25 protein-coding genes are annotated in these 23254 nt (G+C 49.0%); 8 read left to right on the plus strand and 17 right to left on the minus strand.

All coding sequences use genetic code 11. The annotated features are described in order from the left end of the window. Positions 1-208 precede the first annotated feature (208 nt). The gene (locus AC3WRW_RS04870) at positions 209-667 is read right to left on the minus strand and encodes an Lrp/AsnC family transcriptional regulator (protein ID WP_492545236.1); all 459 of its coding nucleotides are present in this window, start codon (positions 665-667) and stop codon (positions 209-211) included. A 178-nt stretch (positions 668-845) separates the two neighbouring features. On the opposite strand from AC3WRW_RS04870, the gene AC3WRW_RS04875 reads away from it, so the two are divergent. Both AC3WRW_RS04875 and AC3WRW_RS04880 read left to right on the plus strand, forming a co-directional pair. Beyond that, the gene (locus AC3WRW_RS04875) at positions 846-2015 is read left to right on the plus strand and encodes a serine hydrolase domain-containing protein (protein ID WP_492545390.1); all 1170 of its coding nucleotides are present in this window, start codon (positions 846-848) and stop codon (positions 2013-2015) included. A 118-nt stretch (positions 2016-2133) separates the two neighbouring features. Further along, complete coding sequence (locus AC3WRW_RS04880; protein WP_492545391.1) at positions 2134-3342, plus strand: MFS transporter; 1209 nt, start codon at positions 2134-2136, stop codon at positions 3340-3342. 112 nt (positions 3343-3454) lie between these two features. On the opposite strand, the gene AC3WRW_RS04885 is transcribed toward AC3WRW_RS04880, so the two are convergent. Beyond that, positions 3455-3769, minus strand: a complete 315-nt coding sequence (locus AC3WRW_RS04885; RefSeq protein ID WP_492545237.1) for a hypothetical protein — start codon at positions 3767-3769, stop codon at positions 3455-3457. A 428-nt stretch (positions 3770-4197) separates the two neighbouring features. Continuing rightward, positions 4198-5346, minus strand: coding sequence for a THUMP domain-containing class I SAM-dependent RNA methyltransferase (locus AC3WRW_RS04890; protein WP_492545238.1), 1149 nt, complete (start codon positions 5344-5346; stop codon positions 4198-4200). A 117-nt stretch (positions 5347-5463) separates the two neighbouring features. Between AC3WRW_RS04890 and AC3WRW_RS04895 the strand changes: the two genes are divergently transcribed. Beyond that, positions 5464-6099, plus strand: a complete 636-nt coding sequence (locus AC3WRW_RS04895; protein WP_492545239.1) for an O-methyltransferase — start codon at positions 5464-5466, stop codon at positions 6097-6099. Between the two features lie 20 nt (positions 6100-6119). On the opposite strand, the gene AC3WRW_RS04900 is transcribed toward AC3WRW_RS04895, so the two are convergent. Both AC3WRW_RS04900 and AC3WRW_RS04905 read right to left on the minus strand, forming a co-directional pair. After that, positions 6120-6368, minus strand: a complete 249-nt coding sequence (locus AC3WRW_RS04900; RefSeq protein ID WP_492545240.1) for a hypothetical protein — start codon at positions 6366-6368, stop codon at positions 6120-6122. Between the two features lie 83 nt (positions 6369-6451). Next, the gene (locus AC3WRW_RS04905; RefSeq protein WP_492545392.1) at positions 6452-7225 is read right to left on the minus strand and encodes a metallophosphoesterase family protein; all 774 of its coding nucleotides are present in this window, start codon (positions 7223-7225) and stop codon (positions 6452-6454) included. 153 nt (positions 7226-7378) lie between these two features. On the opposite strand from AC3WRW_RS04905, the gene AC3WRW_RS04910 reads away from it, so the two are divergent. Continuing rightward, on the plus strand, positions 7379-8650 hold the full coding sequence (locus AC3WRW_RS04910) for a CapA family protein (protein WP_492545241.1): 1272 nt from the start codon (positions 7379-7381) through the stop codon (positions 8648-8650). 17 nt (positions 8651-8667) lie between these two features. Beyond that, entirely contained in the window at positions 8668-9291 is a 624-nt protein-coding gene (locus AC3WRW_RS04915; RefSeq protein WP_492545242.1) for a fumarylacetoacetate hydrolase family protein, read from the plus strand. Between the two features lie 51 nt (positions 9292-9342). On the opposite strand, the gene AC3WRW_RS04920 is transcribed toward AC3WRW_RS04915, so the two are convergent. After that, entirely contained in the window at positions 9343-10533 is a 1191-nt protein-coding gene (locus AC3WRW_RS04920) for an HD domain-containing phosphohydrolase (RefSeq protein ID WP_492545243.1), read from the minus strand. Between the two features lie 183 nt (positions 10534-10716). On the opposite strand from AC3WRW_RS04920, the gene AC3WRW_RS04925 reads away from it, so the two are divergent. Beyond that, on the plus strand, positions 10717-11532 hold the full coding sequence (locus AC3WRW_RS04925) for a DUF92 domain-containing protein (protein ID WP_492545244.1): 816 nt from the start codon (positions 10717-10719) through the stop codon (positions 11530-11532). Between the two features lie 63 nt (positions 11533-11595). On the opposite strand, the gene AC3WRW_RS04930 is transcribed toward AC3WRW_RS04925, so the two are convergent. From AC3WRW_RS04930 to AC3WRW_RS04950, 5 genes are all read right to left on the minus strand, one after another. Continuing rightward, positions 11596-11907: a LapA family protein gene (locus AC3WRW_RS04930; protein WP_492545245.1), complete on the minus strand. Its 312-nt coding sequence runs from the start codon at positions 11905-11907 to the stop codon at positions 11596-11598. A gap of 64 nt (positions 11908-11971) precedes the next feature. Beyond that, the gene (gene pepF, locus AC3WRW_RS04935) at positions 11972-13762 is read right to left on the minus strand and encodes an oligoendopeptidase F (protein WP_492545246.1); all 1791 of its coding nucleotides are present in this window, start codon (positions 13760-13762) and stop codon (positions 11972-11974) included. Positions 13763-14011: 249 nt separating this feature from the next. Further along, positions 14012-14194: a hypothetical protein gene (locus AC3WRW_RS04940; RefSeq protein ID WP_492545247.1), complete on the minus strand. Its 183-nt coding sequence runs from the start codon at positions 14192-14194 to the stop codon at positions 14012-14014. Positions 14195-14282: 88 nt separating this feature from the next. Further along, the gene (locus AC3WRW_RS04945; RefSeq protein ID WP_492545248.1) at positions 14283-15140 is read right to left on the minus strand and encodes a YjbE family putative metal transport protein; all 858 of its coding nucleotides are present in this window, start codon (positions 15138-15140) and stop codon (positions 14283-14285) included. A gap of 253 nt (positions 15141-15393) precedes the next feature. After that, positions 15394-15585: a hypothetical protein gene (locus tag AC3WRW_RS04950; RefSeq protein WP_492545393.1), complete on the minus strand. Its 192-nt coding sequence runs from the start codon at positions 15583-15585 to the stop codon at positions 15394-15396. Between the two features lie 254 nt (positions 15586-15839). Here AC3WRW_RS04950 and AC3WRW_RS04955 point away from each other — a divergent pair, with 254 nt between their 5' ends. Then, positions 15840-16556, plus strand: coding sequence for a class I SAM-dependent methyltransferase (locus AC3WRW_RS04955; protein ID WP_492545249.1), 717 nt, complete (start codon positions 15840-15842; stop codon positions 16554-16556). A 128-nt stretch (positions 16557-16684) separates the two neighbouring features. Beyond that, positions 16685-16882, plus strand: a complete 198-nt coding sequence (locus AC3WRW_RS04960; RefSeq protein ID WP_028556542.1) for a cold shock domain-containing protein — start codon at positions 16685-16687, stop codon at positions 16880-16882. A gap of 111 nt (positions 16883-16993) precedes the next feature. Here the strand turns inward: AC3WRW_RS04960 and AC3WRW_RS04965 are convergent, their stop codons facing one another. From AC3WRW_RS04965 to AC3WRW_RS04990, 6 genes are all read right to left on the minus strand, one after another. Then, positions 16994-17707: a GntR family transcriptional regulator gene (locus AC3WRW_RS04965; protein WP_492545250.1), complete on the minus strand. Its 714-nt coding sequence runs from the start codon at positions 17705-17707 to the stop codon at positions 16994-16996. 11 nt (positions 17708-17718) lie between these two features. Next, positions 17719-18735 carry a sugar kinase gene (locus AC3WRW_RS04970; protein WP_492545251.1) on the minus strand — a complete coding sequence of 339 codons (1017 nt, stop codon included), beginning with the start codon at positions 18733-18735 and terminating at the stop codon, positions 17719-17721. Further along, the gene (gene dagF / locus AC3WRW_RS04975) at positions 18728-19483 is read right to left on the minus strand and encodes a 2-dehydro-3-deoxy-phosphogluconate aldolase (protein WP_492545252.1); all 756 of its coding nucleotides are present in this window, start codon (positions 19481-19483) and stop codon (positions 18728-18730) included. Before dagF ends, AC3WRW_RS04970 begins: the two co-directional genes overlap by 8 nt. 1 nt (position 19484) lies before the next feature. Next, positions 19485-20588, minus strand: a complete 1104-nt coding sequence (locus AC3WRW_RS04980) for a DgaE family pyridoxal phosphate-dependent ammonia lyase (RefSeq protein ID WP_492545253.1) — start codon at positions 20586-20588, stop codon at positions 19485-19487. After that, a complete protein-coding gene (locus AC3WRW_RS04985; protein ID WP_492545254.1) occupies positions 20566-21666 on the minus strand; it encodes an amidohydrolase/deacetylase family metallohydrolase in 1101 nt (366 codons plus the stop codon). The genes AC3WRW_RS04980 and AC3WRW_RS04985 overlap by 23 nt, the downstream gene beginning before the upstream one ends. A gap of 934 nt (positions 21667-22600) precedes the next feature. Continuing rightward, positions 22601-23221, minus strand: a complete 621-nt coding sequence (locus AC3WRW_RS04990; RefSeq protein WP_492545255.1) for a TetR/AcrR family transcriptional regulator — start codon at positions 23219-23221, stop codon at positions 22601-22603. Between the last annotated feature and the right edge of the window lie 33 nt (positions 23222-23254).

The following is a 23254-nucleotide window of genomic DNA, read 5'->3' on the forward strand; positions in this document are numbered from 1 at the left end:
AAGTGGCACATATAAATTATCTCCTTAACTCGATCTAGCTGTGGGGCTCCGACAACCTTAACAACTAAGGAAAGGGATAAAATCTATTATATACCAATTTTGTAATGGGTAAAATCTTTACCCTTGCAGTTACGTAAATAGAGGATGATTAGTTCACTATATGAACTGATCACCTCTATTTTTTATTTGTGATTTCCATTTCATCTATCTAGCTCAGCATGTTTATGTTTGCTTCTCCAAGTGAAGGTATAAGAAATTTATGATCAATAGGCGATGACATCACGATTAGAATCGTGTAGGTCCCGTATTTATCACATTGATTTCCGAACTCCTCGAGAGCTCGTGTGGAATCGCTTACTACTTTCAATAAGTAGTTGTGTTCTCCACTTATACGGTAACATTCGACGACATCGGGAGTCGAGCGGCAGAAATCAAGGAATGCGTTACAATCCCTTGTATGGAACAAAATGTAGGCAGCAGCATGTTTTCCAATTTTTTCAGGGGAAATGATGGTGCGATACTCGCTGATGATCCCTTTTTCCTCCATGCGCCTAACTCTTTCCGTTACTGCGGGTTGTGATAAACCGACACATTTTCCTAGCTCCGTCATAGAAATTCTCGCTTGGCTTTGAAGGTGGAAAAGGATTTGCTTATCCACATGATCCATTGGAATCGACTCCTTTAAATTTAAGGTATTTCTTATAAACTAACTTGTAATTCATCGTAAAATGACTCATTTAACTTAGTTGCCTTATGTAATCGATATAACTTATTTTATATAATAAGCTTACAATAGTAAAGCGATTTAAGCTTTAACTATTCCGAAAGGATGAAAAATGTTGAGTATGCTGCATTCAAATAAAATTAATCCAGCATGTTTACCAGGTCGCATCGATGAAGTAATCGATCGAACACTTGCAGACAAGCGACTGGTCGGAGCTGTCATTAAAGTGGCGATTGATGGGGTACTGGTTTATAGCCGAGCTGCTGGTCATGCCGACCGCGAGACGAACCAGCCCATGCAAGAAGACGCTTTATTCCGGCTTGCCTCGGTTACTAAGCCTATCGTTTCAACGGCTGCTCTAGTGTTAGTTGCGCAAGGTCGCCTACAGCTGGATGACCGCGTTGATCGCTACCTTCCAGAGTTTCGGCCACGTCTTCAAAACGGCGAGTTCGCGACTCTGACGATTCGTCAATTGATGACGCATACCGCAGGTCTGACTTACCGCTTTTTTCAAGAAGAAAATGGTTCTTATCAGCGGGCAGGCGTATCGGATGGCATGGATCAGCCCGGTATCACGTTGGAAGAGAACCTGCGCAGGCTGGCTTCTGTACCGCTACTCTATACACCAGGCACCGAGTGGAAATACTCGATCGCAACAGATGTGCTGGGAGCAGTAATTGCAAAAGTTACAGAAACACCGCTTGGCGAGGCCATACACTCGCTGGTGACAAAGCCGCTTGGTATGAGCGACACCGGTTTTACTGCAGCCTGCCCAGAGCGGCTTGCCACTGTCTATGCCAATGAATTTCCGGAGCCACGGCCTCTCCAAGATCCCGACAGCATTGCCTTTATAGAGGGCACGGCGGGCTTCCGGCTTGCCCCTGGCAGGGCACTTGACGACACTGCCTATCCTTCTGGGGGAGCCGGCATGGTCGGCAGTGCAGGGGACTTTTTGCAACTGCTGGAAACATTGCGCAAGGGAGGAGCACCCCTGCTGCCGGAGTCTATGGTGCGCGAAATGACTAGTAACCAGATTGGTAATCTGGAGATGGCTTTTTGGCCAGGACGAGGCTTTGGCTTAGGTTTTACACTGCTGAAGGATCCTGTCGCCGCCAATACTCCGGAATCCCCTGGTACATGGCGCATGGGCGGCACCTATGGTCATTCGTGGTTCGTCGATCCTGTGCAGCGGCTCAGCGTCGTGGCGTTCACCAATACCGCACTTGAAGGCATGTCGGGTCAGTTTACAGTTGACCTTTGTGAAGCCATCTATGACAGTAACAAGAAATAAAGAACGAAAACAAGAGCCTTGGTCCGGGATGAATCGGCTGAGGCTCTCCTATTTGGCGATTAATGGCTTTGCATTGGACCATATAATCTACAAGTTATTAGAGAGAGGTGCTACTGAAATGAGCCAAAACACAACTTCTGCCACACAGAGTGTCACCAGCATTACCTCTTCTGAACGTCTTCCATGGGCTGGATTACTCGCTCTTGCAATGACGGGATTTATCTGCGTACTTACCGAAACGATTCCAGCCGGCTTGTTACTCCAAATCGGGGAGGGGCTTGGAGTTTCGGAGGCTCTTGCGGGTCAACTTGTCACTTTGTACGCCATCGGCTCACTATTGGCCGCAATTCCCCTGACCTCTGCAACGCGCGGATGGCGGCGGCGCCCCCTGCTGCTAATGTGTATTCTAGGTTTTCTCGTATTCAACACCGTCACCATGCTTTCTTCCAACTATACACTGACGCTGGCAGCCCGGTTCTTCGCGGGCGTATCCGCTGGTGTCTTATGGGGGATGATAGCAGGCTATGCCCGGCGGATGGCAGCGGAGTCACTCAAGGGAAGAGCTATGGCGGTGGCGATGGTCGGTACGCCTCTCGCCTTGGCACTCGGTGTGCCTGCTGGAACACTTCTCGGTGCCCTTGTCGGCTGGCGTTCTGTCTTCGGGATTATGTCGCTTCTGGCCTTGATGCTGGTCGCTTGGGTGATTTGGAAGCTGCCGGACTATCCGGGAGAGGCAGCCGATAAGCGGCTTCCACTCTACAAGGTCTTTGTTATTCCGGGGGTGCGGCCGGTGCTGTTTATCGTTCTGGCTTGGGTACTAGCACATAACATCCTATACACCTATATTGCACCGTATCTTGCGCAGGCTGGACTTACGCAGCGGGTTGACTTGGTACTGCTTATTTTCGGCATTACAGCGCTTGTTGGCATCTGGGTCATAGGTGTTTTGATCGACCGCAAACTTCGTCCATTGGTTCTGATCAGCCTTTCTGTATTTGCTCTGGCATCGGTCGCACTAGGCATAAACGGCAGTCATCCCGTCGTGATCTACCTAGTGGTTGCTGTGTGGGGGTTGACGTTTGGGGGCGCGGCGACTTTGCTACAGACAGCAGTGGCTGAAGCTGCTGGAGAGAGTGCGGATGTAGCTCAGTCGATGCTGGTGACGGCATGGAATCTGGCCATCGGCGGTGGCGGTGTGATAGGCGGAATTCTTATAGAAACTCTTGGTGTCGGCTCCTTCCCGTGGGTATTGTTTATTCTACTGGTCCTTGCGTTACTAGTAGCGTGGCGCGCTAGAGAACACGGATTTCCTTTAAAGAGGCGTTGAGGGGCACGAGATTAGTTAATTTGGAGGAAGCCGAGGACTTAATGTAGTTTGACTGCAAAATTTAAATCCATCTTCATTCTCAAAATCTCGAATAAGATAAGGTAGTCCACAATTAGTTGCTTTCAACAATATTATCAAAGCGACTTGATAGTTCAATGAAATGATTACCCCAACCACTATCTATAGATATTTCCTGTAATGACCCTGTAGGAGCAAATAGTGTTTTCATTTCTGAAATGACGGAGTTGTCACGATCTATAAGTCTTTTCGTATATAAGTCCAGTTCTAACAATGCTTCTTCAACAGTTTTATATTTCGACCAAGTAACGTCAGTATCGGGGGAATTTATCAAGTTTCTTACAACCAAAATTAAGTCAATTAATCGACTATAAATATCCACTTCTTCCGCACCATCGCTTTCAATCATATCGTAAATTCATTGTTCGCTTTCACTCATAACTTTTTCCTGCTAACATGATTTGAGCAAGAGTATTCCAGTTAGGTTCTTTCGGTTTATCCATGCTTGAATGGATTCTAGGTTGTGAGTGAATGTTGAGTCAAAGATAGTTTTCCTTTTAGCATTCAAAAAAATAAGAGGCAATCCCTCCGTCATTATGATGACTTATGGGACTGCCTCCTTCTTTTTTTTCATATACCCCAAAAAATAGGGGAACCAGAGGGCACTATTCGAGTTCCATTGGCCGATTTCAAGAAAGCGAGGGAACTACAGGGTCTTATTTGCCCAAAGCAGCATTAACTCTGCTCTAAATCGGCAATATAGCGGAACAGAGTTCCCGCTAATTGGCCAAATAGCTGCTTCAGAGGCAAATAGCGGACCATTGTTCCCACAAAATGCTAGTTATCGCGTCTGCGCGGAGGAAACGGGCCCAAATACTGGTACAGGTTACACTCAATCCGCCCGTTAAACAGCTTGCGCTTCTTATCGGCGCGGCGGTTCATGTAATGCTCGAGCTGCGTGCTCGGGCTTAGAATGAACATGCTCCACGAAGGCATTGGAGCTGTAAGCGCTCCGAGCTCGCGCAGCGCGACCTCGACATCCTTGGCTTCGCCAAGCCGCTCACCATATGGCGGATTGGTGATCAAACAGCCATAGTCGCCGCGCGGGCGGGCTTTGGCTACCGGTTCTACGCGAAGCTGGAACTGCTTCGTCAGGCCGGCCGACTTCGCGGCGGCCTCTGCCACTTCGATGGCAGACGGATCGATATCGCTGCCGATGATGTGCAGCGGCACATTGTCGCGGACCGCGTCGAACGCTTCGTCGCGCGCTTTGTCCCAGAGCTTGCGCGGCACATTGCCCCACGCTTCGCTGGGGAAGCTGCGCCGCAAGCCCGGCGCAATGTTCCAGCCGATCATAGCGGCTTCGATCGGGATCGTTCCCGACCCGCAGAACGGGTCGTAGAGCGGCCGGTCGACGCTCCAGCGGCTGAGCAGGATCATGGCCGCAGCCATCGTCTCCTTCAGCGGCGCTTCGGTCACAAGCCTGCGGTACCCGCGCTTGTGCAGGCTGGGGCCGGTGGTGTCAATCGTGAGTGTCGCGACATCGTTCAGAAGCGCAACCTCAATCACGTAGCGCGCCCCGTTCTCGGGGAACCACTCTGTGCCGTATTGAAGCTTGAGCTTCTCGACGACAGCTTTTTTTACGATGCCTTGGCAGGCAGGGACGCTGGACAATTGTGACTTATGGGAACGCCCTTGCACAGGGAATTCGGCATCGTTCGGAATCCAGTCCGGCCAAGCGAGGGCTTTCGTCCCTTCGAAAAGCTCGTCGAAGGTCAGGGCTTTAAATTGGCCCATAAGCACCAGAATCCGATCCGCTGTACGCAGCCATAGATTGGCCCGGCAAATAGCAAGCTCATCTCCAATAAAGCGTACGCGGCCATTTTCAACGGTAACCTCGGTATAACCGAGATCGCGGACTTCGCGGGCAACGACAGCTTCAAGTCCCATTGGGCAAGTAGCAATTAATTCAATAGATTGTGGCATGTTTAGATTCCTTCCATCCGGGTTGTGCTTCGTTCATAAAACTCATACAATTAACAAGTATAGGACAAATAAGATATACTTACAAACGAAACAGGCAAAACTCTTAGGAGGAACAACATGGAAACCATAACACCTGAAAGTTATATGGAAGGTTTATATGCGGACGATCCCGTGCTGGAGCGGGTGAAGGAAGTTATTCGAGCCCAGAATATGCCGGAAATATCCATTGCACCCGGCTACGGCAGGCTGCTCACGATGCTGGTCACGATGATCGGCGCCAAAAAGGTGCTGGAAATAGGTGCTTTGGGCGGCTATAGCGGGATCTGCCTGGCAAGGGGACTCCAAGCGGGAGGCAAGCTCGTCTCACTTGAGTTGAAGCAGGATTTCGCCGATGTAGCGAAGCGGAATGTGGCGGATGCAGGTCTTGGCGACCTTGTCGAATACCGGATCGGCGAAGCTTTGGTACACTTGAATGAGCTGCTCGCGCAGGGCGAGCGTTTCGATTTCTTCTTTATCGATGCGGACAAAGTGAATTATCCGAACTATTTGGAGCTCGCTATTCAACTAGCGAATCCGGGCGCCATTATTGCAGGGGATAATACGCTGATGAGAGGCAAAGTTGTTGACGCCGCTCAAACGAAAGCCTCCGTGCAAGCGATGCGCAGCTTCAATAAGCTTGTTGCTACGGATCCGCGTCTGGAAAGCACGATCCTTCCGGCCTATGACGGATTGGCGTTGGCACGCGTGAAATAAAGCGTGAGTTTAGACTCCGGTTAAAAAAGGACCTTCTCCCACTTGTTTAGTAGTGGAATGGAAGGTCCTTTTTGCATAGAAATGGGGACAGTAATTTGCCACGGCACTGGTGTTTCAATCTGTGTGAGCGGAGGAGCAGGCTGTGGAGTAGAAATAGGATGTACGATTTGCTGTTTTTTGAAAGGAATAGCACTCATCCCGTTCCAGTAAATGAGCAAAATCTCCGCACATAAAACGATCAATGCAATTTTGGTCCAGTTCAACTTCATGGAGGGCATCCTCACTTTCACTGATGAACCTATATTATCATCTTGTGGGATTCTTTTCCATAATTATTTTTCGCATGTCCTCCTTATTTTTGCACAAGCCCTGTCTTAATTTCAAACTCAAAGCGTTCGCTTTCGGGCATTTGAACATTGCGGGCTCTGGTGATCGCGCGCTCGATATCATAAGGGACCCGAACGAATTGAATAGCGGAGCCTGCATGCTGCAAACTGCCCGGATTTCCCTCCAGAACGCAGTAGCAAGCTTGCGATATGCCATCATACGGGAGGCCCACGCTGCCTACGTTAAAGAGTATCAAACCATTATCCGCATAAGTCTCAGGCTGTCTATCCGAGGGACTCTTGATCGTAATCAAATAAGGGGTATGGATGTCCCCGTATCCTACAATATCAGGCTGCCGCCCGTCCGCCGCTGCTCCGGTCATCTCCGTATTTTGAAACATGGCCAGGCGCTCTTTCTTGGAAGCTTTGCGCTTCACCCGGTGATAAACGCTTTGCGAGGAGGCGTGGAACAGCCGGAACAGTTTGCCGCTTACGTACAAATCAACGGAAAAAGGCAGTCCGTCCAAATAGGCAAGCCTTTCGGGTCCCAATTGCCGCTGCTGCCAAATGCCGCCAGGCTGATCCTGAGGCAGGTTGATCCCCGAGTCCCAGTTCCCTTGAATGACCACTTCGCAGGTGCTCTGAATGCAATCAACAACGGCAGCCGGATCGGGTCCTTTGCCGACCAGATCGCCTAAACAGTAGATCCGTTCTATGCCACGCTGTTTGATATCTTCCAATACGGCTTCCAGTGCAGGTAGATTTCCATGAATATCCGAAATAATCGCGATTTTTTCCAACGTCATTAATCCCTTTCCATGCAAGGCTCGAATGTGAATCTCAATGCTTCTGTTATACCATACAGACGCCAATCTGAAAATGAGAGCGCTTGACTATTACCTATTGATAGATTCTTCTGCTATAATTTGTAGGGGGAAAGGGGAAGGTTTTGAATGGAATCCAGAATAGAGCGTCACCGTAAAGCGAAGAAAGAGCGCACTCCGCAGAAGAAAACTCCGCTGAAAGTGATAGGAGGACTCACGCTGGCCGCTGCTGCCTGTTTCGCTATTGGGATTGGCGCTTCCCATTGGATGTCGAACAGCCCTACCGCCGAAGAGCAAGAGGCAGCCTCGCCGCCAGTGGCCGCGACTTCGCCTCAACCGACAGCTGCAGCGAGCGCCCAGTCAAGCGCAAAGCCTGGCTCAAAGCCGAGTCCTGCAGCTGCAGCAGGCACTGCCAATCCGTCTTCGGCGAATGAGGCTGCGAACAAGCCTGCGGACAGCAGCGGGCAAGTGAGTCTGACTTTCGTGGGAGATGTGCTGCTAGCTTCCAAGGTAGAAGATATTTTGAAGCAAAAAGGCTATGATTATCCTTATACGAATGTCAAAGACTACTTGAGCAAGCCTGATTTTACCATTGCGAATTTGGAAACGCCCATAACGACCAGAGGTACCGTTCAGAATAAGGATTATGTCTATCGTTCCTCGCCGTTATCTTTACCGCCGCTGAAGGCTGCAGGCATCGATCTTGTTAATTTGGCGAATAATCATGTGATGGATTATGGTCCGGAAGGATTGCAGGACACGATGAACTTCCTTGATCAAGAAGGTATCAAACGCATGGGAGCGGGCAAGGATTTGAATGAAGCCTATCAACCGGTGATCATGGAAAAAAACGGCATGAAAATCGCCTTCTTCGGATTTAGCCGTGTTGTTCCGGAGGCTTCTTGGAAAGCAGGTCCCGGTCACCTTGGCGTAGCCGAAACCTACAGCTACAAGCTGCCGGTTGAAGCTATTCAGAAAGCAAAACAGAGCGCTGATCTTGTTGTCGTCGTTGCTCATTGGGGCGTCGAGAGAAGCGATCATCCGGATAAGAACCAGACCGACCTCGCGCACCGTTATATCGATGCAGGCGCAGATTTGGTCGTTGGCGGTCATCCGCACGTTCTGCAAGGCTTCGAACAGTACAAAGGCAAATGGATCGCCTATAGTTTAGGCAATTTCATATTTACAACAAATGATAATCCGAAGACATGGGAAACGGTTATTTTGGAAGCCGAATGCTCGAAGGACAAGTCGTGCAATATTCATCTGGTGCCTATTTTGACCAAATTCGCACTGCCTACGCCGATGAACCCGGAAGAGGGCTCCAAGCTGTTTCAAAGGTTGAGCCAAATTTCGATTGGTGCTAAGGTGAATGCTGAAGGAAATTTGAGCAAGAAATAACGTGAGGAGCAAACAACATGACAACGATTCGCAATATTTACTGTGTGGGACGAAATTACCGGGCGCATGCCGCAGAGCTGGGGAACGATGTTCCCGATCAACCGATGATTTTTACGAAACCGACACATGCCTTGGAAGAAATGAGTGGCGGTGAGTTGACGCTTCCGGGCGATCAAGGTGAAATTCACTATGAGGCCGAATTGGTTCTGCATATCGCGAAGCCCTACCAGGAAGGCATTCAAGTGGATGAGATTGTTGATAAATATGCGCTTGGCATTGATTTCACGCTTAGAGACGTACAGTCCGTTATTAAGAAAAAGGGCCAACCGTGGCTGCCGGCCAAAGGCTTTTTGAAGTCTGCGCCGATGACTGATTTCCGTCCGTTTCCGGGTGCGTCCAAGCTTACCGAGGACAATTTCCAGCTACGTCAGAACGGACAAACGGTTCAAAGCGGCAATATCGGCAACATGATCTTCGATCTTCAAACGATTATTGATTACATAGCGAAGCATTACGGGCTGGGCGCAGGCGATATCATTTTCACGGGCACGCCGGAAGGCGTAGGACCTGTTCGCAATGGCGACCGGTTGGAATTAGTCTGGGGCGAGGAAGTATTTGGAGCTGTTACCGTTCACGTATAAAAAAAGGGCAGTCTCTTAAGGTCCATATTGACCTGAGAGATTTGCCCTTTTCTATTGCATATCTGCCGGCTCTTCGGATGCTGTATCGGCATACTGCTCGCGAACACGAAGGATCGCAGGCAATTGCTCCAAAAACACATCCACGATCTGAGGGTCAAAATGCTCGCCCCGTTCTTCTTGAAACAGCTGCAGGATGCGGTCCAATTCCCAAGCTTTTTTGTAGACGCGCTCGCTGCCGAGCGCATCGAAGACGTCAGCAATGGCGGTAATACGCCCGTATATGTGAATGTCCTCACCCTTGATTCCTCGCGGATATCCGCGCCCGTTCCATTTCTCATGATGCTCATAGGCGACGACCGCAGCTGTTTTGAGAATGTGACGGTTGGAGTTTTTGAGCAGGTTATAGCCGATCCGTGTATGATGCTGCATGAGTTTAAACTCTTCGTCGGTTAATTTGCCCGGTTTATTGAGCACGCTGTCGGGGATCGCGACTTTGCCGATATCGTGCATGGGCGAAGCTATTTTGAGCAGTTCAGCTTCTTCCTTGCTGAGGCCTAATCCGAGTGCGAGGAGGTAGGAATACTCGGCGACACGCTTGACGTGGTTGCCTGTTTCTTTGGAGCGGCTTTCGCCGATTTCACCCATACGGAAAATAATTTCTTTTTGGGTTTCTTCAATCTCGCTCGTGAGCAGCGCCGATTCCAAAGATTTGCCTGCATACGAGGAGGCCAGCGTCAAATATTCCATGTCTTTGTCCGAAAATTGTTCGCATTCCGTTAGCTTGTTAATGGCTTGATAAGCACCGATAATTTCGCCTTGACTGTTGCGGAAAGGAATGACCATCAGTGCTTTCGTGCGATAGCCCGTTTGCCGGTCTGTTGCGAGAGCACCATTAAGCAGGTACGTTTTATATTCTTCATTCGTATAGGCATCATCGATAAATACGGCTTTATCGTGCGTGACAGCATAACCGACTAGTCCGGCTGATTTCGGAATCCGAATCTCATCGAGTCCGTGAGCTACTTTGGACCATAACTCATTTTTGCTTGAATCCAACAGCCAAACGGTACAACGATCGGAAACGATCATTTCGCGCCCCATATCTGCCATCAGCATGAGAACATTTTCGAGTACGCGTTCATTGGCAATTTTGGCTGCGTAATCAAAAATAACGCGCAGCATTTTTTCTGGATCCAAGTCTTTTTTTATCCGTGACAGATTTGTAATGTGATCGTTATCCATGTCAGCCTCCCAACCTTTGGCATCTATCTACTTGTATATTACCATATTATTCTCGTAAAAAGATGATCTTCCTGCTAACACGACTCGATCTTTGTATAATTTTGTCGAATGCGAAGAGGGTGCGTGTAGGGATGAAGCCCCTATTCAGACTATGCTACAATAAGTGGGAATTGAGGTGTTGAAATGGATTGGATTTGGGGGTTAGTCGGGAGCTTGCTCATCGCAGGCGCAGCTTTCTGGAGAGGATCGCTCTCCGTATCCGGTTTGCTTGCTGCGGTGGTTCTTGGAACCTTCATGTTTGTATGCGGGAGCTTGGCTTGGTTCGGGACATTGATTGCTTTTTTTGTCTCTTCCAGCCTGTTGTCGAAACTTAAACATCAGCGAAAAGCCGCCGCTGAAAGCGGCTATGCCAAAGGCGGCAGGCGCGATGCCGGACAGGTTGCGGCCAACGGCGGACTTGGCTTAGCGCTTTGCATCGGCAATGCCATATGGCCTGATCCGGTATGGTGGGTGCTGTTTCTTGGAGTGATGGCAACCGTTACAGCGGACACCTGGGCAACGGAAATTGGCGGAATGAGCGCTTCAGCGCCCAGGTCGATTCTGAGTGGGAGACGCGTTGCGGCGGGGACTTCAGGCGGTATAACGGCTTTAGGACTGCTGGCTTCGGTGGCGGGAGGAGCGTTTATCGGATGGATCGGCGGATGGTTTATCGCCATAGGAGAGCAGGGGAGTGTAATAAGCACACGGCCTGCATGCATTGCTCTCGGTGCGGTTTCAGGGCTGCTAGGTTCATTAGCCGATTCCTTGTTAGGGGCAACGCTGCAAGTGATGTATCGTTGCGAGGTTTGCGGGAAAACGATTGAGAAAGAGACTCATTGCGGGCATAACGCGAAGCAAATACGCGGCCTGAAATTCATGACCAACGATCGTGTGAATGCTCTTTCCTCGCTGGTCGGAGGCGTATTGTGCTGGGTATTGTGGCAGTTGGCCTCCGGTTGAACACATATAAAAAGTGCAGCAATGCTTGAATTTGCGAATTCAATGCATGTGCTGCACTTTTCTTTAATGAACGGTAGGCGGTGTTTCATGAGAGAGCTCTCTAGCAGGCTGCTGTGAGACAGAGGGAGACGCGGCGTCTAGAAGCTGCTTCTCCAGTTGCTTCACTTTGCGGTGCAGCTTGTACTGACGAACCATTCCGAATAGACCGACGATCAAACCGCCGAGCAGCGTAGAGGTCAGAATAACAAGAATTAGCGGGGTCGACGTTTGGGCGAAGATGAAATTTACTTGCACCTTTTCGACATTTACGACCGCAAAAACAGCTGTTATGAGGGCGAATAATAAAGCGCAGATTAGAATCCATTGCATTTTCATCCAGCATTCATCCTTTCAACCTGCGAAAAGGTTGAAGGCTTGCGCCTCCAACCTTCCACATCACTTACTTCGTCAGTTCTTCCATCTGATCGAGCAAGGAGCTGAAGACGCTCATCGCTTGCTTGATCGGCTCCGGTGTCGACATATCAACGCCGGCTTTTTTCAAAATATTCAAGGAGTAGTCGCTGCCGCCGCTTTTCAGGAAGCCCAAGTAACGGTCGACGGCTGGCTGGCCTTCATCCAAAATTTGCTTCGCAAAGCTGGTCGCTGCCGAGAAGCCTGTTGCGTATTTATACACATAGAAGCTGTTATAGAAGTGAGGAATACGCGCCCATTCCATCTCAATATCTTGATCCACGACCATGTCATTGCCATGATACAGCTTATTTAAGCCGTAGTAGATCTCGCTGAATTCTTGAGGTGTGAGGGACTCGCCCTGTTCCGATTTCTCATGGGTAATCATTTCGAATTCCGCAAACATCGTTTGCCGGAAAACCGTGGTACGGAACTGATCCGCATAGTAAGTTAACAGATACAGCTTCTCCTTCGGATCCGTCACACGTTTCAATAAATAGTCCATGAGCAGCGCCTCATTCAAGGTAGAAGCGACTTCCGCAAGGAAAATCGTATACTGCGCATAGCGGTATTCCTGATTTTCGTCGGACAAATACGAATGGATGGCATGCCCCATTTCATGCGTCAGGGTGAACATGCTGTTCAAATTGTCCTTGTGGTTCAGCAGCACATAGGGATGTGTGCCGTAAGCGCCCCAGCTGTATGCGCCGTTACGCTTATTTTTGTTCTCATAAACGTCGATCCAGTGGTTGTCAAAGCCGTCCTGAAGAATTTTCAAGTAGTTTTCGCCTAGCGGGGCTAAGCTTTTCTTGATTTCTTCTTTGGCTTGTTGGTAAGTAATATCCATTTTGAACTCCTCAACCAGCGGAGCAAAAAGGTCGTACATATGTAATTCATCGACTTTCAGCAGCTTTTTGCGAAGCTTCAGATAGCGCTGCAGCTGCGGCAACGAGTCGTGAACGGTGGAAATTAAGTTCGTATACACTTCCTTCTTGATGTTATCGCCGAAAAGGGTAGATTCCAGAACGGAAGGATAGTGACGCGCTTTGGCATAGAAAATGTTCTTGTTAATATTCGCGCTGAGCGTAGCGCCGATCGTATTTTTATTGTTGCGGTACGTTTCGTAAACGGCATGGAAAGCATTTTTCCGTACTTCCGGATCGCGGCTCTCCAAGAATTGGATGTAGCTTCCGTGGGTAAGCTCGACTTCCTCGCCTTTTTCATTCTTGATCTTAGGAAATTTCAAATCGGCATTGTTCAGCATGCCGAAGATCGTGCTTGGCGCGCCCGCCATATTGCCGGCTTGGGCCAGCAGCGCTTCCTGTTCTTTGGACAGCGTGTGCGGCTTCTGACGGATCATTTCTTCCAGCGTGTCTTTATAAAAAGATAACGAAGGATCGTTCACCAACTGCTGAAGCTTTTCATCCGATAAGCTTAAAATTTCCGGTGAGATGAAGGAGAGCGCTTCGCCAACCTCGACGCTGATTTTTTTCGCTTTTTCGGATAAAGCCTGATAAGTAGGCTCTGCTGTATCTTCATGGTGTTTCATGTTGGAATATACATAGAGTCGTTCTGTTTTCAAAGAGACCTCGTCTTCCAACTGAAAACATTGCTTGACGGTAGCGGCATCGTTAAGTTTTCCTTGGAAGGCGGTGATTTTTCCAAGCGAGCTTTTCACTTCTTGAAATTCTTTTTCCCAAGCCTTTCCGTCAGAAAATAAATCTTCCAAATTCCAGCGGTGCTCGGCAGGGACTTGCTTGCGTTCCAATAGTTGAGCCATGGGAGCCCTCCTGTTCTTGTTTTGAGTTTGGGGTAATCGGTCTTCTTTTGCGTGCAAATCGGCAGCTGGGACAGAACTGAGGAGAAGTCCCATTGCCGCTGTCACATAGATCCAGCGCATTACGGTCACGCTCCCGGCATGTACCCATGTGGGGGATTTTCGAAATAATCCCAATTCATGGTTTTCACCATAGTATGACCGTTAACCCGCTCCTTTATGATTATAAGAAAAAGCTGGAAGGAAGTAAATTTACTTTCCGGCACCGAAGAAGGAGAACAGGATCAGAACAAACGAGAGCGAAACCATCACGATCGCCAACAAGGCGAGATACCGTTTCATTTGTGCCGGAAGGCTGTCTCTTTTCATAATCAAAATGATGGCAAGGCAGAAGGATACGAGTATAAATGTGAGTATAGATCCGGATTCGGTCATAAGAGAATCATCCTTATTCGTATAGGATATGATGCCTGTTAACTACTGCATGATAGTAAATTTCGCTGCCAACAGGCAAACTCCTTTTTCATCCGGCATGGGGCATCGTTTCGCCTTGATTTTCATCCTCTTCCGTCTTTACCAGAATGAGTTTGCCGCGGGAATCCATTTTGACGGTAAAACGATCCTCCGGAGCAATTTGCGCCTCATCGCTTAATTCCTTCGGGAGCTTCAATTGGCCGCGGTCGCCGACTTCAACGAGGTAGCCGACCATTTTGGACCATTTGCCTGCCCCAAGTACAATCACGATCAGAAGACCGATGAACAGCCATTTGCCGAGCGGATCTGAAGCGAAGAAGGGGGACAGGAACTTTTCCCCGGTAATCATTTTACCTGCGGTTAATGCGAGTACGCCTGCACCGATATAAATGATCCACGGATAAGTCTCAATCCATTTGATGAACAGCGTGCTGCCCCAGACAACGATCGGGACACTGACCAGCAGGCCGATGATGACGAGCAGGAAATTCCCGTGAGCAGCGCCGGCGACGGCAATCACATTGTCCAGTCCCATCACGGCGTCGGCAATAATAATGGTGCGTATCGCCGCCCACATGCTGTTTTTGGCTTGAACGTGCTCATGATTTTTCTTTTCGCTAAGCAGCTTATACGAAATCCAGAGGAGCAGGATTCCACCCGCTAAGAGGAGACCGGGGATTTTCAAAAGCGTGACGACGATAAGCGTGGCCACTGCGCGGATCACGATAGCGCCTACCGTTCCCCACAGGATAACTTTCTTTTGCGTTTCCTTCTTCAAATTGCGCGCCGCCATACCGATCACGATCGCGTTATCTCCTGCAAGCACCAAATCAATGAGGATAATACTGAGCAATGAGACGAAAAAACCAGCCGATAACCATTCCACAACGACCACTCCTTTTAGCATTTTTTTGAAAAAAAATAGAGCCCAGCACCGATGTCCGGTGAAGGCTCTAATTCATCAAAAAAGACCTTCACCAAAAATTTGGCAAAGGTCTTGCTAACAACGATGGTCGTTGCCAATAAAGCCGGGATCTGATGAGGATCCGAATTGACGACTTTACTGTATCAGCTACTCCCCTTTGGAGTATTGCGTATGAACTTGTAGCTTTATTATAGAAACCGGGAGAATGAAAGTCAAGAAGATTGGTCTTAACGGTTTATACGGCTTTGAAAGCATCCATAATCGCTTGCCATTCTTCTTCGGTACCCTCGAACTTGTCCTTGGCAAACCGCTCGTTGGCCCAGTGCAGCATCGCAGGCCGCCCAATGAACGTATGGCACTCTTCGCCCCATTGGTCGGAGATTTCCGTCAGAACGATTTTGGTCCCTTGTACTTCAACGTTAAGCATGTTCCATTTATCTTTTTTGTAGATGGTATGTTTCTTGAAAGGTTGTTTCGACACGATTGTTCCTCGTTTCTGTAGTAAGCTTATAGATATATGCCATCGTATCATAAATAAACGCGATTTCCAAACGGAGAGGCAAGAAAATCCTATTGCGCAAGGTACGCTGCCATGGTAATATTCTCCTAATCCTTTCCAGAGGGAAAGCGGTTATGAGGCAGTTTAGTCAAGTAAGAATGATGAGCTGAGGAGAGATGAGCATGGAAAACAAACGTATTTATGAGCAGGCAGGGGTCGCAATGACCTCAAGATCGTACGCAGAGTACGAAAAAATGTTTATGCTGATGACCGAAGATTTGCCAGGCAAGCGTGTTCTGGACGTTGCGGGCGGTGCTTCCTCGTTCACAACCGAAGCAAGGAAGCTGGGTATTTTCTCCGAGGCGGCCGATCCGCTCTATGAGAAATCTCCAGAAGCTATCGAGCAGCATGGCAGACAAGAGATTGAGCTCGTCGCAGCGAAGATGGAGAAGCTTCAGGATGTCTATGACTGGACGTTTTACGGTTCGCTTTCCAATCATACAGCCGGCCGAGTGAAGAGCCTTGATAGGTTTCTAGAGGATTTCTCAAGCGATGATGGAGCTTCGAGGTATCATGTGGCTTGTCTTCCGACTCTGCCCTTTGAGCAGGAATCTTTCGATCTCGTATTGTGCAGTCACTTTCTATTTCTTTATGAAGAGCAATTCGATTACGCCTTTCATCTGGAGGCGGTGCGCGAGCTGATTCGCGTCGTGAAGTCTGGCGGTGAAGTGCGGATTTATCCGCTGCTCAGTTTCCGTACGGCCGAATACAGCAGACTGTCCGAAATCATAGGCGAACTTACAATTGAGGGTCATTTGGTGGAAAAAAGAGAGGCGAGCCTCCCGTTTTTGCCGAATTCTCATCAATATTTAAGCATAATCAAGATGGGCTCTGCATAGGAAAAAAACGTTGGTACATCAACAAATTTTAGCCTGTCCGCGGCTTTTTATTCGTTGATTTATCCCAAATGTGATGGTATAATTTCCTTATTCGTCATAGATGGCGATATTTTTAGGAGGTTGTTCACTTGAAAGGTACAGTTAAATGGTTCAACGCAGAAAAAGGCTACGGTTTCATTTCTGTTGATGGAGGCGACGATGTATTCGTTCACTTCTCCGCGATTCAAGGCGAAGGATTCAAAACATTAGAAGAAGGCCAATCCGTTGAGTTTGATATCACTCAAGGCAACCGTGGTCCTCAAGCAGCTAACGTCACAAAATTATAAGAAATTGGGAGTCCCCACTTATAAATAGAGTGTCATAGCACAAACAACAGAGACAGCACCCATTGGGGGCTGTCTTTTTTGCTGCTGATTAAAGGGCAGGCGCCCGATTTTCTAAGTATCGTAATTGACTACATAATTGTGCATTTCGGTGCTGTAATGTCCTTCGCTGAATTCGATCAGAGCGCCGTGCTCGTCATAGGAATAACGCAATCTTTTCAGCAAGGGCGTTCCTGCTTTCACCTGCAGCATATCCGCTATGGAGGAAGGCGCGGTGACGGCAGCGAACTCATCCCGATATTTTTCCAAGGCAATGCCGTGATCTTCAAGCAGCTCATACAGGGATTGATCGTTCAAATCCGTAAGCTCGGTCGCGGCCATTTGCAGCGAAAGATAGTGGGAATAGTGAATATAGGGTGTTTCATTCAGGTGATACAGCCGCTCTATATAGAAACAGCGCTCGCCAAACAGCTGATATTGTAATGTTTCAGCCGTATTCGTGACAACTTCAGCTCGTAGCAGCTGCTTGTGAATTTGGTAGCCTTCTTCAACGAGTACCTCTGTGAAACGTTTCCATTTGGACAGCTTGGACAAAGAAGCATTACGGATGACCTTGGTGCCTTTGCCGCTGCCTTTTTCCAAATAACCTTCTTGCGCCAGCTCTTTGATAGCATTGCGAACCGTGATTTTGCTAACATTGAATTCCTGCTCCAGCTGGGGCTCGGAAGGAATATTGGTACCCAAAGGATACACACCGTGCAAGATGCGATCCTTCAGGATATTCATAATTTGCAAATATAAGGGGCGTTTATTGCGGGATAAATTCACCTAAACGTTCACTACCTTTCTACATCGCCTACGGCTTCCGTCATCGCGCGCATAATATCGCTTTCGGATGACATGGGGGTATCGCCAACAATGGTATGTGCAAGCATGCCGGCCGCTGCTGCGAACCCGACGGTTTGTTCGGCGGTAAATCCTTGGATTTCCCCGTGTAAAATACCGCTTGTGTAGGCATCTCCTGCACCAATTCTATCATAGATGGAAAAAGTGAGCAGATTAGAAAAGGTGAACGCTTGATGCTTATAAATATACCCGCGCAAGGAATGGGTGTTGTCGCTGTTAATGTGACGATGCGTTCCAGCAATGACAGTGATTTGATACTTCTCTGCAACCGCTGGGATCAGCTCTATCAGCTGGTTTTGACGCTCAGTCTGATCGGTATGCATACCAAGGATGTACATGGCATCCTTCTCGTTCATCATGACAATGTCCGCGAGCTGCAGCATGTCCTCGTAGTGAGGCTTTGCCTTCGCATAGCCGCCTTCGCCCCAGTGGGCCGGACGATAATTGCAGTCGAAAACAACGGTACCGCCATTCGCTTTAACTTCTTTGGCCAAAGCTTTCATATGCTGGCGCACTTGGTCATTCATAGCCAGCGTAATTCCGCAGAAATGGACAATGTCGATTTGTTTTGCCAATTCGGCAAAATCATAAGTGTTCTCAGGAGCAGTATTAAAGCTGCTTTCCTGGCGATTGGAATACGTTACCCGGCTGGGCCGGGCACCGAACCCATTTTCTAAAAAATACATGCCGAGGTAGTTTCCGCCGCGAGTAATCAACGAAGAGTTGATCCCTAGTTTGCGCAAGTAAGCTTCCGCGGCATCCCCCACAGCGTTGGATGGCAATCTGGAGATCAGATATCCCGTATGCCCGAAGCGGGCGAGGGCTGAGCTTATATTCACGCCAGTACCGGAGAACGTGTAGTGGAGCATACTTGCTTGAGACAAGAGCTCATATCCCGGCACTTGCAGCCGCATCATAACCTCTCCAAAAGCAGCAACCCGCTTAGCCATGTTGATCAACCAGTCTTTTCATGATGCTGAGCAATTCGCGCACATCCGAGGTATTCGTTTTTCCGGTCGCTTTGTCGATGATCGACGAATACACATGGGGGATGACTTGCGGAACGTTCGCTTCGAGCGCGATGCGAAGAATCGGTACAAAGTTTTCCATATCGATGCCGCCGGTCGGCTCTAAAGCAAAGCCTTCTTCGCCGCAAGCCTGGGCGACGGCGCGCAGCTCTTCTTCACGGCTTAGGCCGTTCATAGGGAAATACTTAAGGGCATTCCCGCCCATGTCGCGAACGAGCGCGATCGCCGTTTTCACAGGTACGATGGCATGCTCGGATTGAGCGGCGCTCACAGGACCTGTTGAGATATTGACGTAACCAACGCGACCGGTCGGGGAGACCAAGCTGTTGATCCAGCTGTCTTGTTCGCCAAGGTTTGCTCGCGTTGCGCCAACGGACGGGAACACTTGATTGATGTGCGTGCCCGGATAGTGTTTGGCAATGGCTGCGACGACAGCCGCTTGACGGTTATCTCCTGCGCCAAGTCCGATGGATACGGCTTCGTCTATCGCTTTGCCATATTCTTTCATAGCGGCAACGGCTGTTTCTACGGTTGGATAGTCCTTTGAAAGTACGCCGACAAGCACATAGCCTTCGGCTGCTTCGAATACTTCTTTCGCGTTTTCTACGGAGTTAGCGAGCACGTTAAGAGCTGCGCGGCCTTTATAAAGTCGTTTTGCCATGTTGGACATGTTATTGACCTCCTGCTAGTTTACGTATTTGAGCGGCGATAACCTCAATATCATCGCCTTGTAGAGGACGTGGGTCGATATCAAAATAGCCTTGTCTTACGCCGTAATCGCGGGTATAAATGGCTATCTCGCCTTCTTGCAGCCCGGTTACGACTTCTTTAGCCGTCGTTCCGGCTTGCACCGGATCGACATGAATGCGCCCGCGGAAAATGGCCCGGCCGGCTTCGTCTTGAACGATTGTCACCTTAATCCCTTTCAGCTCGCCGAGAGGCATTAGCACTTGCAAGGTAGCCTTTTCCAGCTCGCTTTTATCCTCTTTCACGCCGTATTCGTCCAGCGCTTGAAGCAAGCCGAAGGTAGTTTCTTTTCCTACTTTCATACTCCGCCCGATGCCATACAGCTGAACTTTGAGCCATTCGATATAGGTGCGTTTGCCGCCGACAATCCCTGAAGTAGGGCCTTCGATCGCTTTAGAGCCGCTGTAAATGGCGAGATCCGAGTATTTCACATACTTTTGAATATCTTCTTCCGCTGCCGCATCCACGATAAGCGGTACATTATTACGCTGCGCAATGTCCCATGCTTCTTCTACAGAAATCATGTTTTTTTGGACCGCGTGATGGGATTTCACATAAAGAATAGCGGCTGTATTTTCGCTGATGGCATCCTCGATATGCTCAGCTTTCCCTTCATTCGCGTAACCAACTTCGATGAGCTTGCCGCCCCCGAGATACACCATCGTCTCCACCGGAGCTCCGTACTGGACGTTGTGGCCTTTAAGAATGATGATTTCACGCTTGGCAATCGGGTCCTGATGCAAGCGTTCGCTCATCCGGCGATTTCCTTGCGTGACAACAGCTGCGACAGAGAGCGCGATACCGCTTGAAGCGGAATTGACGACGACAGCAGCTTCGGAGCCGAGTATATTCGCGATATAGTCGCCGGCTTTATCGACGAGATCCGCGATTTCCACGTAATTTTGCCCGCCATGTTTCATAGCTTCCATGACCGTATCGGTCGGTGCGGAGACACCCAGAATACTCATGCGTCCACTTGCATTGATGACACGTTTAAGGCCGTATTTAGCATTTAGTGAGAGTGCCATTTACAACTACTCCTTTGGGTTGAATTGTTTGTTCTGCCGTGCGCTGGTCACCTTCGGAGTCAGTGAGCACCAGTGTCTCGTTCTGAACCGTAAACATCGTGAGGTTGGCCGTATCCCCAACTTGGATGCGGCCAAGTTCCGGCTTGTTCAGCCAACTTGCAGCGTGGGAGGTAACGGCATCTATCACTTCTTGAAGCGAGTAGCCCAGGTACAGAAATTTCGTCAGCACATTGGACAAGCTGTATACAGGTCCGTTCAAGCGATTCCCACGGTAAATGTCCGTCGAAATCGTGTTCAAACCGATATGGTGCTTTTTCGCGGCTTCGGCAACCTTGAAAGAAAAGCTTGCTGTGCCGTGGCCTACGTCCAGATGCACGCCCCTTGCCAGCGCCTCCGTCAGAACCTGCAAAGGCTTGCCTTCTTCATCAAAAAGATTATTCGCTTTCCCGTTCAAATAATGGGTAATGATATCTTTTTTTTCTAAAAGCGAGATTACTTCTTCGATACTTGGCGGTCCCGAACCGATGTGGACCATCAAAGGAAGCGAGGTCGCACTTGAAAGTTCCCGCGCAGCGCGCAAAGGAGCAATGCCGGAGTCGCGGACAACGCTTTTGCTAATTCTCGCTTTTAAACCGACGATGAAGTCTTCGTAAGTCCTTGCGGCTTCAACAACCTTCTCGTGATTAATCCAGGTCATGTCGGATAGCTCATCGACCCTTTGCAACCCAATGCGCGAAATGTTTAAAAAAGCAAATAAGTTCGTTTTGGCATATCGTCTGCTTGCAGCCAATTCCGCAATGCGGTCAGCTCCGCAGCTTCCGGCGTCAACAATCGTGGTAACACCCTGTTTGATGCCAATCTCATCGATCTCATCGCCATAAGGATCAAAGGCAGGAAACGCGTGAACGTGCATATCGATCCAACCGCTTGAAACATAGACGCCTGAGAAGTCTACAATCTGCTCGCCTTGCCCCTGTCCGGGACTCGTCAATTCGGCAATTTTTCCGTCTTCGATTACAATATCGAGAAATTCTCCGTTTACGTGCTTGACATTGTGTAGGACGAATCGATTTTTCATGCAGGTCACCTTTTTCTGTAAATCAAATTATAAGTGTTTTCATGATGTCTTGCGTGTAAGTTCCCCTTATTGTTGGAGAAGGGTGTCAATCAGTTTATTGAATATAACGTTATAATGTTAGGATAGCATACTGGATTGCTTAAGTAAATATAACGTTATAATGTTTGGGGATGCGCTATTGCGTGGGTTTCCGAACCGATGGTGCGGAGGTTGGATGAGGGGCAGATGGGCAAACGGGGAGTGCGGGGGTAGTAGTAAGTAGTAAGGAGTACCGTGGGATAGTGAGCAAGGCGTAAGAGGTAAGGGGTACTGTGGTAGGGAGTAGGCGTAAGTAAGGAGTACCGTGGGATAGTGAAGTAGGCAGAAAAGGTAAGGAGTATCGCGATTTGAGGTAGTCGTAAGAAGTGCAGAGTAGCGGGGATAGAGTGGAGGAGCATGGATAGTGAGAGGGCGTAAGAGATGCAGGGTACTGTGGTAGGGAGCAGGAGTAAGAGGTGTCGAGTACCGTGGGATAGGGAGCAAGGCGGCGTAAGAGGTAAGGAGTAATGCAGTACGGGGTGAAGTCGGAAGAGACACGTAGAGCGAGGTACGGGAACAGCAGAATCGTGTAATTAAATAGCTGTTATGACCGGTTATCGAATTTCGTTCCGATTTCCTTACCGATATGGGGAACTATAGGACGCTATCTGTGCTCGATTAGCATATTTCAAGGTTAAAACGGAACTACAGGGACTTATTTCCCGCCGGATGGCTGCCGTTCGGCCAAAACCGAGGAGATAGAGGATCATAGTTCCCTATGATTTGCCAAAGGGTAGCTTTTGGAGGAATTAGAGGACTATAGTTCCCATGAACACCCCACTCGCGAAGCCAGCATCAGCATGTAGGAAAGGCTTAATCGCGAGCGAGTCGTGTTCCACTCTCAGGGCAGCTTATCTTAAGTCGGCGGGAATAAACCATGCCATAGGATGTCGATAATTTTGGTAGCGGCCTGGCTTTCCTGCGGAAACAGTTTGTTGCCTTCCCCATCGCGTGCGTGCCCCATCATCAGCAGAGAGGTATACGCGCGTGCAATGAACCGCGGGTCAACGGGACCGATTTCACCGGAGGCGGCGGCTTTGCTGAATTCATGCTCCAACGCATCGAGGATGCCCTGCTCGGATTTGCGCATCAGGTTCATCTGCTCCTCGGAGAGGACAGCCTCCATTTTGCGCAGGAAGGAATGAAGATCGAAATCAATAGCTTTCAAATGCGCTTCAGTGATATCCAATAATCGATCGCGAAGTGAGGCTGGCTGATTTAAACGCATCAAGGTCACTTTTCTGACATTATCCATCAACTGCACCATGGAGGCTGTCAGCAGATCCGACTTCGATGGATAGTAATAATAAACAGATGCTTTCGTTACCTGACACTCCTTCGCGATATCATCCATTGAAACGGACTCATAGCCTCTGGACAGGAACATCGGTATGGCTGTTTGGATAATTTTATGCGTGAGCGGCATTTCCCCTTGTGCGGCGCGGGGGCGGCCGAGCGGCTTTGTTTTTTTGTCCATAAGAATCGCTCCACTTCTGAGAAAATAGAAAAT

The organism is Paenibacillus sp. FW126-R14 (assembly GCF_058789495.1).